The sequence below is a fragment of the Noviherbaspirillum sp. genome (assembly GCF_035944575.1).
GTDB lineage: Bacteria > Pseudomonadota > Gammaproteobacteria > Burkholderiales > Burkholderiaceae_D > Noviherbaspirillum.
The window spans coordinates 1-16,697 of record NZ_DASZBA010000023.1; the positions used below are offsets into that span (position 1 = coordinate 1).

The 16,697-nt window shown below is 60.5% G+C and carries 15 protein-coding genes and 1 pseudogene; 11 read left to right on the forward strand and 5 right to left on the reverse strand.

Annotated features, from left to right (window positions below; genetic code table 11):
* Positions 1 to 353: 353 nt before the first annotated feature.
* Positions 354 to 2,567, forward strand: a complete 2,214-nt coding sequence (locus VGU61_RS01295; RefSeq protein ID WP_326857286.1) for a hybrid sensor histidine kinase/response regulator — start codon at positions 354 to 356, stop codon at positions 2,565 to 2,567.
* Positions 2,568 to 2,651: 84 nt separating this feature from the next.
* Here the strand turns inward: VGU61_RS01295 and VGU61_RS01300 are convergent, their stop codons facing one another.
* Both VGU61_RS01300 and VGU61_RS01305 read right to left on the reverse strand, forming a co-directional pair.
* Positions 2,652 to 3,392: an aldolase gene (locus tag VGU61_RS01300; RefSeq protein ID WP_326857287.1), complete on the reverse strand. Its 741-nt coding sequence runs from the start codon at positions 3,390 to 3,392 to the stop codon at positions 2,652 to 2,654.
* Between the two features lie 31 nt (positions 3,393 to 3,423).
* Positions 3,424 to 4,926: an amidohydrolase family protein gene (locus VGU61_RS01305; RefSeq protein WP_326857288.1), complete on the reverse strand. Its 1,503-nt coding sequence runs from the start codon at positions 4,924 to 4,926 to the stop codon at positions 3,424 to 3,426.
* A 163-nt stretch (positions 4,927 to 5,089) separates the two neighbouring features.
* Between VGU61_RS01305 and VGU61_RS01310 the strand changes: the two genes are divergently transcribed.
* Positions 5,090 to 5,878, forward strand: coding sequence for a helix-turn-helix domain-containing protein (locus VGU61_RS01310; RefSeq protein WP_326857289.1), 789 nt, complete (start codon positions 5,090 to 5,092; stop codon positions 5,876 to 5,878).
* Between the two features lie 112 nt (positions 5,879 to 5,990).
* A complete protein-coding gene (locus VGU61_RS01315) occupies positions 5,991 to 6,626 on the forward strand; it encodes an FMN-binding negative transcriptional regulator (protein ID WP_326857290.1) in 636 nt (211 codons plus the stop codon).
* A gap of 60 nt (positions 6,627 to 6,686) precedes the next feature.
* On the opposite strand, the gene VGU61_RS01320 is transcribed toward VGU61_RS01315, so the two are convergent.
* Positions 6,687 to 7,610 carry a LysR family transcriptional regulator gene (locus VGU61_RS01320; RefSeq protein WP_326857291.1) on the reverse strand — a complete coding sequence of 308 codons (924 nt, stop codon included), beginning with the start codon at positions 7,608 to 7,610 and terminating at the stop codon, positions 6,687 to 6,689.
* A gap of 154 nt (positions 7,611 to 7,764) precedes the next feature.
* Between VGU61_RS01320 and VGU61_RS01325 the strand changes: the two genes are divergently transcribed.
* The 5 genes from VGU61_RS01325 (at position 7,765) to fahA (ending at position 13,299) form a co-directional block, all read left to right on the forward strand.
* The gene (locus tag VGU61_RS01325) at positions 7,765 to 8,727 is read left to right on the forward strand and encodes an MBL fold metallo-hydrolase (protein WP_326857292.1); all 963 of its coding nucleotides are present in this window, start codon (positions 7,765 to 7,767) and stop codon (positions 8,725 to 8,727) included.
* Positions 8,728 to 8,784: 57 nt separating this feature from the next.
* Positions 8,785 to 9,762 (forward strand): Bug family tripartite tricarboxylate transporter substrate binding protein, encoded by a 978-nt coding sequence (locus tag VGU61_RS01330; protein ID WP_326857293.1) that lies wholly within the window; start codon positions 8,785 to 8,787, stop codon positions 9,760 to 9,762.
* A 104-nt stretch (positions 9,763 to 9,866) separates the two neighbouring features.
* Positions 9,867 to 11,552 carry an FAD-dependent oxidoreductase gene (locus VGU61_RS01335; RefSeq protein ID WP_326857294.1) on the forward strand — a complete coding sequence of 562 codons (1,686 nt, stop codon included), beginning with the start codon at positions 9,867 to 9,869 and terminating at the stop codon, positions 11,550 to 11,552.
* 12 nt (positions 11,553 to 11,564) lie between these two features.
* On the forward strand, positions 11,565 to 11,759 hold the full coding sequence (locus VGU61_RS01340) for a DUF2783 domain-containing protein (RefSeq protein WP_326857295.1): 195 nt from the start codon (positions 11,565 to 11,567) through the stop codon (positions 11,757 to 11,759).
* A gap of 223 nt (positions 11,760 to 11,982) precedes the next feature.
* Positions 11,983 to 13,299: a fumarylacetoacetase gene (gene fahA / locus VGU61_RS01345; RefSeq protein ID WP_326857300.1), complete on the forward strand. Its 1,317-nt coding sequence runs from the start codon at positions 11,983 to 11,985 to the stop codon at positions 13,297 to 13,299.
* An 82-nt stretch (positions 13,300 to 13,381) separates the two neighbouring features.
* Here the strand turns inward: fahA and VGU61_RS01350 are convergent, their stop codons facing one another.
* On the reverse strand, positions 13,382 to 14,470 hold the full coding sequence (locus VGU61_RS01350) for a glutathione S-transferase (protein ID WP_326857296.1): 1,089 nt from the start codon (positions 14,468 to 14,470) through the stop codon (positions 13,382 to 13,384).
* A gap of 245 nt (positions 14,471 to 14,715) precedes the next feature.
* Between VGU61_RS01350 and VGU61_RS01355 the strand changes: the two genes are divergently transcribed.
* The 3 genes from VGU61_RS01355 (at position 14,716) to VGU61_RS01365 (ending at position 16,092) form a co-directional block, all read left to right on the forward strand.
* Positions 14,716 to 15,150, forward strand: coding sequence for a VOC family protein (locus VGU61_RS01355; protein WP_326857297.1), 435 nt, complete (start codon positions 14,716 to 14,718; stop codon positions 15,148 to 15,150).
* Positions 15,151 to 15,244: 94 nt separating this feature from the next.
* Complete coding sequence (locus VGU61_RS01360; RefSeq protein WP_326857298.1) at positions 15,245 to 15,598, forward strand: DUF1428 domain-containing protein; 354 nt, start codon at positions 15,245 to 15,247, stop codon at positions 15,596 to 15,598.
* Between the two features lie 146 nt (positions 15,599 to 15,744).
* Positions 15,745 to 16,092 (forward strand): GFA family protein, encoded by a 348-nt coding sequence (locus tag VGU61_RS01365; RefSeq protein ID WP_326857299.1) that lies wholly within the window; start codon positions 15,745 to 15,747, stop codon positions 16,090 to 16,092.
* A gap of 48 nt (positions 16,093 to 16,140) precedes the next feature.
* Here VGU61_RS01365 and VGU61_RS01370 read toward each other — a convergent pair.
* Positions 16,141 to 16,697 (reverse strand): annotated as a pseudogene (locus tag VGU61_RS01370) (hypothetical protein); the annotation flags it as partial.

Genomic DNA, 16,697 nt, shown 5'->3' on the forward strand with positions numbered 1-16,697 from the left:
GCGTCCGGTTTCGGCTTTCTGGTGGTCGATAACGACCGCATCAATTTCGATTTCCTGTTGCTATCCAAACCATACAGCCTGATGCAACTGAAAGACGTGATGGCCCGCATCGGTGCACTGGTCGGCAAGTTCAAGCAGGCATCTGCCGCCTGACGATTCGCTCCCTTCTTCAAACAACCTCCGCCCTTGGCTGCAACTGCCTGGCAGGGCGCTTCCTCCCGCAGACGAACTGCGCGGCCCGATCCGGCTTGCGGCAATTTTCACATCCATGCCGGGAGAAGGATGAAAGTACCGGTATGATCTCGACAGTTTGAATCATCACCGGCGCAAGAACGATTGCAAGAAGGGAAGCAATGCGACTACGGACTCACCTCATCAGCCTGGTTTTTGCCGCCCTTGTTCCCGTTATCGTCTTTTCCGCAATCTCCCTGAACAATCTGAGGGAAGCGCAGCGCACCGCCCTGTTGAACAGCATCCGCGAGACGGCCAGGGCAACCACCCTGATCATTGACCGCGAGTTTTCCGGAGTGCGCTCCGCATTGCGCGTTCTGGCGACATCCGAGGCGCTGAAGGACGGGAATTACCGGCACTTCTACGAACAGGCGAAGATCGCCAACCTGGCTGCCGACGGATGGGTCATTCTTTATGGGGAAGACGGCCAGCAGATCATCAGCACGCGTGTTCCGTTCGGGACGCAATTGCCGAAACGTGCGGTCAATCTCGACGACTTCGCCAGGATCAAAAGCGATGGTGAATTGCATGTATCGAATCTCACCTGGGGCGTTCATATCCAGCGACATGTAATCCTGGTGGACAGCCTCGTCACGGTCGGCTCCAGGCGGTATGTGCTCACGCAGGCTTTGCCGCAGGATTACTTCAACCGGGCGTTCGCGGGCCGGGGCATCAAATCGAGCTGGGTCGTAGCCATTTTCGACCGGGCAGGCAACACGCTGGCGCGCAGCCACGGCGCCCGTGAATTCGTCGGAAAAAAGGCGAATGCCGACACCGTGAATGCCATCCAGACCGGCTTCGAAGGCGTGTTGCGTCACACGATCAGGGGAGACATCGAAGTCTATGATGTTTTCACGCAGTCGTCGCTGGCCGACTGGACGGTCGCCATCGGTGCGCCGGTCGAAGAGATCGACTCGGCGGTGCGCCACGCGCTATGGGTCACCGTTCTCGGATTGCTGACCGCGGTGCTTCTTGCCTCAACCGTAGCCTGGATCGTCGGACGACGCATCCTGCACGCCGTTAATGGAGCGGTGCAGGCCGCCAACGGCCTCGGAAAGGGTCGGGCCGTTCAGGCGATCCCGTCATCGGGCGTAGCCGAGATGAATGAGCTGAACGCGACATTGGTCGAGGCCAGCCATACGCTGGAACAGGAGAAGGCATCCCGGCAAGCCGCTGAAGCGGAGCGGAACAGACTGCTGCTGAGCGAACAGGCGGCACGCCGGTTTGCCGAAGAACAGAACAAGGCGAAGGACCAGTTTCTCGCCATGCTGGGTCATGAACTCCGCAACCCGCTTGCCGCCATCATCAGCGCCATCGACATCCTGGACATGGCCGGGGATACCGCCATGTCCGAGCGCGCGCGCAGGATCATCAGCCGCCAGGGCGAACACCTGACCCATATCGTCGATGATCTGCTGGACGTGAGCCGTGTCCTGTCGGGTAAGGTGCTGTTGAACAGGCAGCCACTCGACCTGACGGCCATGGTCGGCCAGTGCATGGGCACACTGCAATCCACCGGCCGGGCCCGCAATCATTCCATGGCACTCTCCGCCGCGAAACCTGTCTGGATCGAGGCGGACGCCACCCGTATCGAGCAGATCGTCAACAACCTGCTGGACAATGCGATCAAGTATACGCCGGAAGGCGGCAATATCGAGGTCGATGTGCAAGCGGGCGAACACGACGCGGTCCTGGCCGTGACCGATACCGGCATCGGCATCTCCGCCGAACTGCTGCCGAACATCTTCGACGTATTCGTCCAGGGAGAGCGATCACTGGATCGGGCCAAGGGCGGCCTAGGCATCGGCCTTGCACTGGTGCGCCAGCTCACTGAATTGCATGGCGGCTCGATTGCCTGCACAAGCAACGGTGCAGGCCAGGGCAGTACATTCATGGCCAGATTCCCTCTCACGCAGGCCAAACGCTCCGCGCGCACGGCGAATGATGCGGCAGGCAGGAATCAGACCTGCACCGTTGTGCTGATCGACGATCACGACGACGCGAGGGACATGACTGCCGGCATGCTTGAGAAGCACGGTTTTCAGGTCATCGCATTGTCGGACGGCGAGCAGGGCATTGCGGCATGCCTGTCGGGCGGGGCGGATATCGCCCTCGTCGACATCGGCATGCCGAAGATGGACGGCTATGAGATTGCAAGGCGCATACGCTCCATGCAACAGCAGCACCGGATCAGGCTGATCGCTCTCACCGGCTATGGCTCGCAGGAGGATCGGCAGCGTTCACTCGATGCGGAGTTCGATGCGCATCTCACCAAGCCGCTGACAATCGGGAAGTTCAATGAAGCACTGAGAAGCCTGAAGCTGATGCAACCCTGAGCAAACGATCTCCGTCGTTGCTGAACAGGCGTGCGGAGCAGGAACGGTTAGCTGATCGGCCAAGCCCGAAAAAGGACGCGGATGTTACGGCAGGGTCCTTCGCAATGCCTCGAAAAACAATTCCGACTGCAAGCGTTCGCCCGTTGTCTGTTCGGCCACGCGACTCGCAAGCGCTTCGTCGACAGGAACAAGGCGGCGCCCGGTGGATTCCGCAATCACCTGGGAAGCGCATGCGCGCTCCAGGTAATACAGATCGTCGTACGCATGATCGATGCGCGGGCCGCACACCACCACGCCATGGTTGCCCAGGAAGGCGACATCGGCCCCGTTCATGGCCCGGGCGATCCGTTCTCCTTCCGAGGCATCGAGCGCAAGTCCGTTGTAACTGTCATCCACGGCAATGCGGCCGTGAAAACGCATCGCATTCTGCGACAGCGTCGTGTCGAGCGTCCGTCCTTCGGTCAGAGTCAGCGCGGTGGCGTAGGGCATATGGGTATGCAGTACGCAAGCCTTCCTCGCGATCCGGTGAATGGCCGCATGGATGAACATGGCCGTCGGCTCGACATCATGGCGTCCCGCCAGCTTGGTGCCGGCATCATCGATCAGGACGATGTCATCAGCCTGCACTTCGCTCCACAGCAGGCCTCGCGGGTTCAGCAGAAAAAGCGAATCATTTCCGGCGACGGCAATGCTGAAGTGATTGCATACCCCTTCACCCAGCCCGTGATGCGCCGCTGCACGAAGCGCCAGCGCCAGGTCGGCGCGAAGTTTCGTGACGACGGAAGAATGAAAAATTTCCTCGTAGGCGGATGCCGTCATGTTCATTGTGTCTCCATGTTCAAGATTGCTGATGCGCTCAGGCCGTATCCTTCAGCGCGAATCCGTAAGCAAGATTGGTGCGGCCGGCTCCATGCCTGTCGTAAAGGCTGCGGTACGCGGCAAGCTTGTCGGTTGCCAGTTCCGATCGTTGCTGCGGCTTGTAGTTGTACAGCCGTGCATTGTTGTCGCCGAAGATCGCCGTCTTGACCGGGCCATCCGCCGGACCCAGCGGTGCAAGGCCGTATTTTTTTTGCAGGCCCTCGGGTATCTCCAGCCGGCGCAGCGCTTCGATCTGCCATTGCGGCGAACCGGTCCAGATGGCGTCGGTGCCCCAGCAGACATGATCGGCGCCCAGCCCTCTGATGAGCTGGCCCATCATGACCGCGGCGACGCGGGGATCGGCAATGGTCGATTGGGCGAACAACTGGCCGACATCCGCGTAAACATTATTGACGCCATGTTTGGCGGGTATTTCGGCGAGGTCGGTCACCCACTCGATGCGTCCTGTTTTCTCGAACTGCGCCCAGGCGTCCTGCACCGCGCCGCCGCCCGACCATCGATAACCGCCGTGATAGATGATGAAATTGAGCTGCGGCCAGTCCTTCGCCGCTTTGCCGACGTCACGCACATCGGAATACGGCAGCAGGTGAGGAAACTGTTTTTCCACCGACGGTGGAAACAAGCCTTTATGGATGCAGACATTCCTTATGCCCGCCTTCAGGAATTTCTCGTACGCGGGATAGACCAGCTTTTCATCGTCCAGTCGCCATGGGTGCTTCGACAAGTCCTTGTGGGTGTTGTCGCCGATGGTGTAACCCTTCATCGAATCCGGTTTCAGTTCCGCAAGCGCATGGTCGATCTGGTCCATCCAGCCCGGATACCCCGGCGTGAAGATCGCATGCGAAAATATGCGCTTCGTGCCCGCCAGGCCGTTCACCGCGGCTCTTGCCTGGGCTTTCATCTCATTGGTGAGGAACCAGTCGTCCGGTATTTCGGAAGGCGCGCCGCTGATGCAGGCAACCTTGGTATCGCTGTCGAGATAGATCTCCTTGATGTAGTTGGTGAACATCAGGTCGTCGATGGTCTGCTCCTTGTCCACCAGCCCGGGATTCCAGCCTGCCTTGCCGACCGCCTTGCGCTGGTTGACGAAGCCCTGCAGCCGCGTGCCCGGCCGCAGGAAATGGGTATGCATGTCCATGATGAACTGCCCCGACAGCCTGGCGGCCCGTTCATCCGCCTGTTCCGGCGTTTGCGCTTCCGCGCGTGAGACGCCGAATAGCGGGCCGTAGGTGTCGTTCATCGCGAGAAACGCGGTCGCCATGCCGGCCGCGGTCTGGAAAAATCGCCTGCGGCTGATTCCGAGCCGCTTTGCCGTCTGCGCACCCATCTCCTTCACCCGCTGCTCAAACTCGCGCTGACGCGGCGTCTGCGGACCGGGCATGAATTCGTCGCTGGAAACCGATTGCACCGGAATGGGCGAGGGAAACAGCGATTCGGCGGAAGTCAGGCGGGAAGCTTCTTCAGGGGAAAGCATGCTCATTGCGTACTCCTGGTTTGGTGAAAGGCATATCAATTGACGGTCATTCTGGCATAGCGGCATTGAACGCGCAGGGTTGCGATGCGGTACCATTTTCCGGACTGGCGGAGCCAGGCACGGGGCGCGTCGGCGCCGGGCCGCCGATGCAAAACTTTTTTAATACCCTATGCAGATAAACACCGGATACCACGAATTCCGTATTGCCGGACTCGACAGCCGCATGGTCGAGGCATTGTGGTCATTCAAACCCGAGCGCGCGGATGATCACCGCGTTCTTCCCGATGGACGCATCGACTTGCTCATGCGTTTCAATCTGCTGGGCGACGACAGGATTTTGGATGCCCGTCCCGTGATTGCCGGGCCGGTACAGCGGTATGCGACGGTGCCCGCAGGCCCGGCTACCGGTTTTCTGGGTATCCGGTTCCGACCCGGCTGGGGCGCCGCATGCCTGGGCCTCAGTGCACATGGACTACGAAACAGCGCCCTGATCTGGGCCGAGGCGAAAGCAGCACTCGGCGCGCTGGCGGTTCCCTTGCTTCGTGCCGGCAGCCTGGACGAGTTGCAATGCCGTCTCATCGGCACGGCCCAAACCCTGACCGGCAGGCAGACAAGCTCCCCGCGGCATGCACGCGTCATCCATGCGGTGCAATTGCTCGAATCCAGCGGCGGACGGCAATCCGTCGTCGTGCTTGCCGACGAGGTCGGCATCAGCGTTCGCACCCTGCACCGGGATTTCACGTCGGTAGTCGGCCTGTCGGTAAAATCGTTCGCCTCCATCATACGGTTCCAGCGGGCCATGCGCCTTCTGCATGGCCGGCCTTCGATGGCGCTGGCGGCGCTTGCCGGCGAATGCGGCTATAGCGACCAGGCCCACATGACCCGCGATTTCCGTTATCTGGGCGGATTCACGCCTTCTGTACCGCCCGCCGCACCGATCATCAACCTGCCGCTGTGATGGCCGATTTATTCAATACTGCATGTCCGTGTTCCGGTACTGTCCCATCCTGTTGCTTTCGGTTTTCCCATACGCTCCTGGCGCCATCATTGTCCTCACTACAGGTCCCTGAATGTACGTTCAAAAAATCTTCGAGGAGACGCGCACCGATGTCCTCCACGCACTCATGTCGGACCATCCGATGGCGTCCCTGGTGGTCCAGGTCGACGGACGGCTGGAGGCCAACAATGTGCCGTTTGAAATCGACCGCGCCACGGGGCCGCTGGGAACGCTGCGCTGTCACGTCGCGCGGGCGAGCGGATTCTGGAGGACCCATTCCCCCCATGTGGAAGCGATGGTGATCTTCCAGGGGCCGAATGCCTACATCTCGCCGCGCTGGTATGTGAACGGACAGAAGAGCGGCAAGGTCCTTCCGGGATGGAATTATGCGGTCGTGCATGCCTACGGGCGGCTGCGGGTGATGGATGACGAGCAGTGGTTGATGGCACATCTCGCCAACCTCGCCTTGCCGAATGAAGCGGCACGAGAAAAGCCATGGCGCCTGGATGAAGCGCCGGTCGATTTTGTCAGGGCGGCAGCAACTCACATCATCGGGCTCGAGATGACGATCAGCGAACTCGTGGGCAAGTGGCACGTCAGCCAGCATCGCACCCCGGCGGATCGGGAAAGTGTCGTCGCTGCCCTGATGGAAGAGAAAAAGCCTGGTGCTGCCGGTATCGCGCGGCTGATTGCGCAGGTTGGAAAGTAGGGGGGCTGTTCCTGAAGCGATGAAGGGCGCGAGTCGAATGGCGGCGTGCCCTGAATACCTTCATTCGGGCAGCAATTCAAACGTTTCCTTGATCAGCTTCCGCAGCCAGATGTTGGCCGCGTCATGGTGGTAGCGCGGATGCCAATGCTGCCGGATGGCAAAGTGCGGCAGCGAGATGGGCGTCTCGACCATGCGAACAGCCTTATAGCTGTCGAAAATTTTCCCCAGTTCCTTGGGTACCGTCGCGATCAGTTCGGGATTGCGCTCAATGATCAGCGGCACGGTAAGGAAGTGCGGCGTGGTGAGGAAGATCTTCCGCTTCCGCCCGTAGTCGTCGATGACGCTGTCATAGCTTTCTTCCGTTTTTCCCGACAGCGCAACGACGATATGCTCCAGCGCGAAGAATTGCTCCAGCGAGATCTCTTTTCCGATCGACCGGTTTTTCCTGTTTGCTATCGTGATGAAGGAACGGGTGAATAATTGCTGCTGGAACAAGCCTTCCGGCATCGAGTGCAGCGAGCCGACCGCAAGATCCGCCTCACCGGATTCCAACGCCGAGGAGATGGATTTCGGCGGAATCTGAAGCGTCCGGATCGTGCAGTTTGGCGCTGTCAGCCGAAGCTGCTCGATCAGGCGCGGCAGGAAGATCAGCTCGCCCATGTCCGTCAGGCAAATGCTGAACCGGCGCCTGGTCTTCGCCGCATCGAAACCCGCCTGCGTCAGCAGGTCGGTGCGGATACTTCCCATTACGCCCAGCACCGCCTGGGTCAACTCCAGCGCACGCGGCGTCGGCTGCATGCCCTCCGCCGTCTTGACGAACAGCGGATCGTCGAAAAACTCCCGTAGCCGGCGAAGCGCGTGGCTGATCGCGCTCTGCGACATCCCCAGTTGGTCTGCCGCTCTCGTGACATTGCGCTCGCGGATCATTGCGTCCAGCACGGCGATCAGATTGAGATCGAAGGGAGCGTTATGAACAGTTTTCATAAAGGTAATGAGCATACGCTTATTTACACATAACCCTTGCAACCCTAACATGGCCCTTCCTACCCGTCCAGACAGCCACTTCAAGCATGGCTAGCGATCCTGGACAAAAACAATGACTTGGAGAAAGTCATTCCCAATCAATGGAGCGTTTCCGATGAGTGAGAAAAAGTTTGCTTCCCAGGCCGACCTGCAGGAAAAGAAAACGAGCTTCGTCAAGTTGTCCGACAACGCATACGCCTATACCGCCGAGGGCGATCCGAATTCCGGCGTGATCATCGGTGACGACAGCGTCATGGTGATCGATACCACGGCGACGCCGGTGCTCGCACGATCCCTGATCCGCCATATCCGCGAAGTCACCGACCTGCCGATCAAGCATGTGGTGCTATCGCATTACCACGCGGTACGGGTGCTGGGCGCATCGGCTTATTTCGAGGAGGGCGCCCAGCACGTCATCGCGTCGCGCGGCACTTATGAACTGATTGTCGAACGCGGCGCCCAGGATATGCAGTCGGAGATCGAGCGCTTTCCCCGCCTGTTCGCCGGTGTCGAGTCCGTTCCGGGGCTGACATGGCCGACCATGGTGTTCGAAAAGGAGCTGACGATATTCATGGGCAAGCTGGAAGTGAAGCTCATGCATATCGGCATGGGACATACGAAGGGCGACACCATCGCCTGGATTCCGTCGCAGAAGATCTGCTTCTCCGGCGACTTGGTGGAGTACGGCGCGGCGGCCTATACCGGCGACGCCCAGCTCGAAGAGTGGCCGGCGACGCTCGAAGCGCTTCGCGCCATGGGCGCCGAAAAACTCGTGCCCGGCCGCGGACCTGCGCTGATGAATCCCGGCGAAGTGAATGCCGGCATCGATTACACCAAGGATTTCGTCACCACCCTGCTGCGCTGCGCCAGGGAGGCCGTCAGCGCCGGCAAGTCGCTGAAGGACGCGATGGCGCACACCCGCGCCAGCATGGATCCGAAATTCGGCCATGTATTCATCTACGAACACTGCCTGCCCTTCGACGTGACGCGGGCCGTGGACGAGGCCAGCGGCATCAAGCATCCGCGCATCTGGACGGCGGAACGCGACAAGGAAATGTGGCATTCGCTGCAGGACTGAATGCAAGCCGCCCACCCCGCCAATTGATTCCATAGAGAGAACCAGGAGACCTGAAGAATGAAAATGCCATCCGTTCATCGACGTGCTTTGCTGAAAGCGGCACTTTCCCTGACGATCGCTGTGCCGGCCTTCGCACCGGCGCAGGACAAGCCGGTCGAATGGGTCATAGGGTATGCCGCAGGAGGCGGATCCGATGTCGTCGCACGCACCGTTGCGGCCCAGATGTCACAGTCGCTCGGCCGCAGCATCGTCGTCAACAACAAGCCCGGTGCGGCGACCAATATCGCGGCAGGCTATGTGGCGCAGTCGAAGGATCTGGGCAATGTCATGCTGACCGCGGATTTCGCCACCCTGGCGGCCAACCCGGCGCTTTTCAGCAAGCTGCCTTATGACCCGGAAAAAGATTTCAAGCCGATCGGCCTGCTGGCGCGCTTCCCGCTTTTCCTGGTGGTCGGTCCCAACGTGCCGGCGAAAAACTTCAAGGAGTTTCAGGAGTGGGTGCAGTCCAACCCCGCCAACGCGCACTATGCATCCGCCGGCATCGGCAGTCCGCATCATCTCGCCGCCGAACTGCTGCGTGAACGCACCGGGCTGAAGATCCAGCATGTCGCCTACCGCGGCGCGGCCCCGGCAGTCCAGGATCTGCTCGGAGGACAGGTGCCCTTCGGCCTGATGGATAGCGCAAGCGTCCAGCAATACCTGTCGAACGGCAAGCTGCGGGCGATCGGTGTCGCCAGCGCCAGGCGATTGACTGCATTCCCGGATATTCCGACCCTGGCCGAGCAGGGCGTGGAAGGTTATGAAGCCTACGCCTGGCAGGGACTCGTGGTCCCTGCTGCGACACCGGCACCGGTGGCGGCCAATCTGGCGAAGGCGTTGCAGGCCGCGCTGGCGTCCGCACCGGTCAGAGAGCGATTCCAGTCCTTGTCCCTTGAAGCATTGCCCGGCACCCCCGAGCAGATGGCGGCCTATGCCCGCAGCGAGAGGGAGCGGTGGGGCAAGGTGATCCGAGCCAACAACGTCAGGATGGACTAGGGGCCCGTTTGCCGACGCGCTGCACGGACCGGTTCCATCCCGGTGTGCATCGTGGCGGCACCTGCAAAGCGCATTGACGCATATCGTGTCACGGAACCAGCATCATGGAAAAAGACTACCAGCACATCGAATTCGACTATGCCGGACCGTTGCCGCATAACAGCGGATCGGAAGCGGTGCATCCCGTCATTGTCGTCGGCGCGGGCCCCGTGGGATTGACCGCGGCTATCGATCTGGCGCAGCAGGGCATTCGAACGATTCTGCTCGATGACGACAACAAGCTTTCCGTCGGGTCGCGGGCGATCTGCTTTTCCAAGCGCACGCTCGAAATCTTCGACCGGTTGCATTGCGGCGAGCCGATGGTGAAGAAGGGTGTCAGCTGGAATATCGGCAAGGTGTTCTTCCGGGATGCGCCGGTGTACAGCTTCAATCTTCTGCCTGAACAGGGCCACCGGCATCCCGCCTTCATCAATCTGCAGCAGTACTACGTCGAGGGGTATCTCTACGAGCAGGCCCGGCAGGAGACCAACCTGGACGTGCGCTGGAAAAGCAGGGTGGTCGGAATATCCCAGTCAGGCGATTGCGCCGAACTGACGGTGGAAACGCCGGACGGCCGGTACACGCTGCGCGCCGCCTATGTCATCGCGGCGGATGGCAGCCGCAGCGCAGTGCGCAGCCTGATGGGACTGGAGAGCAAGGGGCGGACATTCAAGGACCGCTTCCTGATCGCCGATGTCAGGATGAAAGCGGATTTTCCGACCGAGCGCTGGTTCTGGTTCGATCCACCGTTTCACCCGAATCAGTCGGTCCTGCTGCACAAGCAGCCCGACAATGTCTGGCGCATCGACTTCCAGCTCGGCTGGGATGCGGACCCGGTGGCGGAGAAAGCCCCGGAGCGGGTGATTCCGCGGGTGCAGGCCTTGCTGGGAAAGGATGTCGAGTTCGATCTGGAATGGGTCAGCATCTATACCTTTTCCTGTTTGCGCATGGAACAGTTCCGGCACGGCCGCGTCCTGTTTGCCGGCGACTCGGCGCATGGCGTGTCGCCTTTCGGCGCGCGTGGCGCCAACAGCGGGGTCCAGGATGCCGACAACCTGGCATGGAAGCTCAAGCTGGTTCTCGACCGGAAAGCACCGCCCGCCTTGCTGGATAGCTATGGATATGAACGGGAGCAGGCGGCGGACGAAAACATCCTCAATTCCACGCGCGCCACCGACTTCATCACGCCCAAGAGCCCGGTGAGCAAAACGTTCCGGGACGCCGTCCTGCTGCTATCGAAGAACTATCCGTTTGCCCGCACCATCGTCAATAGCGGCCGGCTGTCCCTGCCCACCACCTATCGCGGCTCGCCGCTTAGTACCCCCGATGCGGACGAGTTCGCCGGTACGATGGCGCCCGGCGCGCCGAGCACCGATGCGCCGGTCAGGATGCAGGGCCAGGACGGATGGCTGCTTTCATTGCTCGGCAACGGATTCGCCGGCTTGTATTTCGCCGATGACAGTGAAATCCCGCGCAGCGACATGGAAGTCATGCAGGCTCTGACGGATATGGATGTGCCGATCAAGCCCATTGTCGTACTGCCCTCGACTGCCTCGGCGACGAATATAAAAGGTTTTGCCGTGGTCGCGGATTCACAGGGTTTGATGAAGAAGCGTTTCGATGCAAGGCCGGGAACGTACTATCTGCTGCGCCCCGATCAGCATGTCTGCGGCCGCTGGCGCAGGTTGGACAGCGACATGGTGCGCTCGGCGCTCCTGAAGGCTACCTGCAACTCCGGCGTTCATGTTTAAGCGGGAATGATGATGCAGAAACTGATCCTTGAACCAAACTTCTCCAGTACCGATGATTTTTACCAGATGCTGATCGATATGCATCAGGGACTGGACGATGCCGAGAGCCAATTGGTGAATGCAAAGTTGATTTTGCTGCTGGCGAATCATATCGGCGAACTCGGCATACTGCGCGAGGCCATGGACATCGCCCGAACCGCAAAATGAGATGCTGCGGCGCGGGCAGCCGGTAACCGGCATCATCGCTTTCCCGCGCAAACCTTCTGCCGCCTTGGAGCCGATGCTATCGTAGTCCGGACGTCGCAACCGCAAAACGAATATTTCTTCTGCTGGCAGAATATCGGAAAGCACCGTCTGCCTCAGGCGGGAAATCATCGACGCCGGCAACATGGCGGCGTGCGAAACACACGAAAGGATTGGCATTGTGATGATCGAATTGAATGAAACGCATGACCCGGGCCTGCGGAGTTGGGTAGCGTCCGCCAACGTGGCAGGCACCGACTTTCCGATCCAGAACCTTCCCTTCGCGGTTTTCCGCCGGCAAGGCGGCAATGAAGCGTTCCGGGGCGGCGTCGCGATCGGCGACCAGATTCTGGATCTGGCGGCGGTGGCAGAATCAGGCGCCATCGGCGGCGACGCAGCCGTCGCGTTGCAGGCAGGCGCGCTGCCCTCGCTCAACTCCCTGATGGCCCTCGGCGCCACGGCCTGGAGCGCACTGCGCCTGTCGCTTTCCCGCGCATTGCGGGAAGGTGCCGCAGCGCAGACGGCGCTGCAGGCGTGCCTGGTGCCACAGGCCGGGGCGGAATACGACGTGCCGGCCCGCATCGGCGATTACACCGACTTCTACACGTCCGTCTACCATGCCACCAACATCGGAAAACAGTTCCGGCCCGATAATCCGCTTCTTCCGAACTACAAGTGGGTGCCGATCGGCTACCACGGCCGCGCATCGAGTATCGGTATCTCGGGACGCGCATTCCGCCGGCCGCTCGGCCAGCTTATGCCGCCGGGCGCGGCGCAACCGTCGCTCGGCCCGAGCAAGCGCCTGGATATCGAACTCGAACTTGGCATTTTTGTCGGCAAGGGCAACAGCCTGGGCGAGTCCATCGCCATGTCCGAAGCCGAGGAACATGTATTCGGGATCTGCCTGCTCAATGACTGGTCGGCGCGCGACATCCAGGCGTGGGAATACCAGCCCCTCGGGCCCTTCCTGGCAAAAAACTTCGCCACCACCATCTCGCCATGGATCGTGACGCTGGAAGCGCTGGCGCCATTCAGGGTGCCGTTCAGCCGTCCGGCGGAGGACCCGCAACCGTTGCCCTACCTGGATTCCGAATACAACCGGCGCGCCGGTTCGATCGACATCCAGCTGAGCGCAGGCCTGCAAACGACGTCGATGCGCGATGCCGGACAGGCTGATTTCTGTTTCTGCCGCACCAGCTACCGCCATGCCTACTGGACCGTGGCGCAGATGGTGGCGCATCACACGGTCAACGGCTGCAACCTGCAGCCGGGCGACCTGTTCGGCAGTGGCACCCTCTCCGGCCCTACGGAAGATCAGGCGGCCGCGCTCGTCGAGCTGACCGTCGGCGGCAAGAAGCCCCTGCAATTGCCGAACGGCGAGAGCCGGGGATTCCTCGAAGATGGCGATGCGGTCGTGCTGCGCGGATGGTGTGAAAAGCCGGATGCGGCGCGCATCGGCTTCGGTGAATGCTGGGGAACAGTCCTGCCGGCCAGGAGCGAATGAGCTGTCGGAGAAACCAGGCGGGTCGAAACGGGTTGGAAGGGCAGGGCGGACGACCGGTCACCGGCGCCCGCCTGAAGCGCTTCTACTCCGGCTTCACGCTCAATCCTGCCCGGGCCAACCTGGGCGGGTCCTCAAAATTGCGGAACGCGTCGCCGTCCGCGCTTAGCAGCAACTCATCCACGGACGCACGTTCCTGTCCGTTCAAGGACCGGTAATAATCACGCGCTCTTTGCAGCATCCATAAACTGTAAGGGCGGATGATCCGCTTTCCCTGCTGGCCATTCAGCGTAAATTCATGAAACCCGATCGCGCGCGGCAGCGGCATGCCCGGATTGTCGGCCATCCACTGGCGCACCCGGTGCGCCGAGTCCGCAAGCACCGGCATCTGCTCGCCGAACATCCGCTTCAATATCGGAATCACGGTGTCGGGCACGAGGTCATCGTCCAGAAAAGAACCGGCCAGCGGCTTGAGGTTCTGCATCCGTTCAACCCATTGCGCCACGAGCGGAGCGCGCTCGCGCATATGCCTGCCGGTCCAGGGATCCCTGTACTGATGGGCGTACAGCGGACCGATAAGGCCCATATCACCCATGCTGGGACAATCGCCGAACAGGAACGGATGGTTCGCGAAATGAGCGGAGAGTTCCGCCAGCAGACTTTCATACGATGACTCGATCGCCGCATGCATGTGCGGCTCGGCACCGAGAAGCACCGCCGCATTCGCGAACGGCTCCGCGCGTTTCGATCCGATTTCCAGTTGCCGTTCGGGCGATTCGTCCGGGGCGCTAAGCGCGCCGAAGGCACGCATCGCCCAGTCCCTGTTGTGATGCCAGCGATAGTGCATTGCGGGGATGACCAGCCACTCGTCCCCGTACACCTCGAGCAGCAATGCGGCGAGGCGCTGACGCGGTGTGGAAGGATAGACCGACGGGCCGGGGTGCCGGCGCTCAAGCTCGTCGATGATATCCGTGCTGTCCTGCAAACACGTATCCTCGGGTGTGATCACCACGGGAATGACCGGAAAGCCGACGCGGGGAAGAATGATTTCCTTGAATACACGCGCGTCAGAAAGGATCTCTTCGAAGGGCAGGTTTTTCCACCGCAAATAGGAACGCACCTTTCCGGTGAAATAACTTATTTCCGAGCCGTACAGCTTGTAAGTATCGTGCATCTTGTCTCCTCATGAATTCGGACAATGCTAGCAGAAGGCCTGCCGGCAGGCGAAATGCGGGGAACCACCGCCCGGACATTGCAGCGCCACCTGCGCCAACAAATTTGTGGACGCCGTCCACAACATCCCTTACTATATGTGTGCAGTGTACACAAGCACGCCGAATCCGTATCCGCGCTGCGGCATCCTGCTTCCATCGGCATTCGGCACACTAGTCAATTCACGAGACAAGGTCAGGGGAAGACATGCAAGTTCAACCGTATCTGTTTTTTGATGGTCGCTGCGAAGAGGCGATCGGGTTTTACGTCGGCAAGCTGGGAGCGGAAGTGGAGATGCTTATGCGTTTCAGCGACAACCCCGATTTTCAGGGAAAACGTGATGAGATCGCCGAGGCATGCATGATTCCTCCCGGCTCGGAAGACAAGGTCATGCATGCCAGTTTCCGCATCGGTGATGCCACCATCATGGCTTCCGACGGACGCTGCACCGGACAACCGGCATTCCAGGGGTTTTCGTTGTCGATCACGGTGCCAAACGATGCGAAGGCGGACGACGTTTTCGCGACTTTGTCCGAAGGCGGACAGGTACAAATGCCGCTGCAGCAAACCTTCTTCTCGTCGCGCTTCGGCATGGTGGCCGACAAATTCGGCGTCAGCTGGATGGTCGTTGTCGCGGCCTGACGTGGCGACATGAAACGCCCGGCGATCAGGTATCGCATGCTTATGCAGCGCCTTGCCGCCCGGGCCGCTTAACAAACTTCAAGGAGTAGCAATCATGGAATACATCGATGGATTTGTCGCCGCCGTGCCAACCGCAAACCGTGAAATCTACAAGCAACATGCTGAAAGAGCCGCCGCCGTATTCAAGGAGCATGGCGCGTTGAGGCTGGTCGAGTGCTGGGGTGACGATGTCCCGGAAGGCAAGCTCACATCCTTTCCCATGGCGGTGCAGCGCAAACCGGACGAGACGGTCGTGTTTTCGTGGATCTCCTGGCCTTCACGCGAAGTGCGTGACGAAGGGATGAAAAAGGTGATGGACGATCCGAGATTGCAGCCTTACACCAACCCGATGCCCTTCGACGGCAAACGGATGATTTACGGTGGATTCCAGATGATCGTCGATGCCTGAGCCGTACCTCAGGCCGATGAATTGACCTCACGGGTGCGGCTATTTCGGGGCAATGAAGGCGCCGCAAAGGTGGGCGACCTACGGGCGAACCGCCTGCGACGAGGACAGGCGTCGAAAGAACAGCGGCAATCAAGGAGACACAATTCATGAAATACCAGGGAAGCTGCCATTGCGGCCAGATCGCCTTCGACGTCGAAGGCGATCTGTCGGAAGTCATGTCCTGCAACTGTTCGATATGCCAGCGAAAGGGCAGTCTGATGTGGTTTGTTCCAAGGCAGGCAATGAACATGCGGACGCCGCCTGAAAAGATGAGCACCTATACGTTCAACAAGCACATCATCAAACATCACTTTTGCCCGTCATGCGGTATCCATCCTTTTGGCGAGGGCGTAACACCCTCCGGCCAGGAAATGGCGGCGATCAACGTCCGGTGCCTTGACGGTGTCGATCTGTCGGTGCTGAAGGTGCAAGAATTCAACGGGCGCGAACTGTAGCAGGCGAGGCCGGGATGATCATGTACAGGCCATTTGCCATGCTCATGTTCATTCACGCAGGGCATCGCCCTCCGGCCGGTAATCATGCTCTTCGCCCAGATGCAGGCCTTCGCCGAGATCCTGTATTTGCAGGCCGCGGCTCCTGGCGATGGCGGCCCGCATCAGCGATGCGTCTCTTGCCGCCGGTGTGCCGAGATAGTAGCGGTCCGGCAGAATGCCCACACGAAACAGATCCAGTCGATCGGCATCCCAGCACGCCTGCACGGTTGTCGAATCGATGAACCGTTCGCGCGTATGCCCTCGGCAGGCGGTTACCAGCGCGGTCAGTTGCGCCGGTTCCAGCCGGAAGAGAACGCCGTGCTTCGATAGCGCATACTCGGCCGCGCGGGGGCCATGCTCAGGATCCCTGCCGTCATCGTAGCGCTGGCTGTCGTGCAGAAAGGCAAACAGCTCAACCACTTTCCAGTCCGCGCCGCTGGCCTGGGCAATCAGCTTGCCGTTCAGGCGTACCCGCGACCAGTGTGCCGGACCATGGACGCTTGAATGCGGAAGGCGGAAGTTGGCAAGGATGTCATCGATAAGGGCGCGCGGCACCTGGCTGCCCG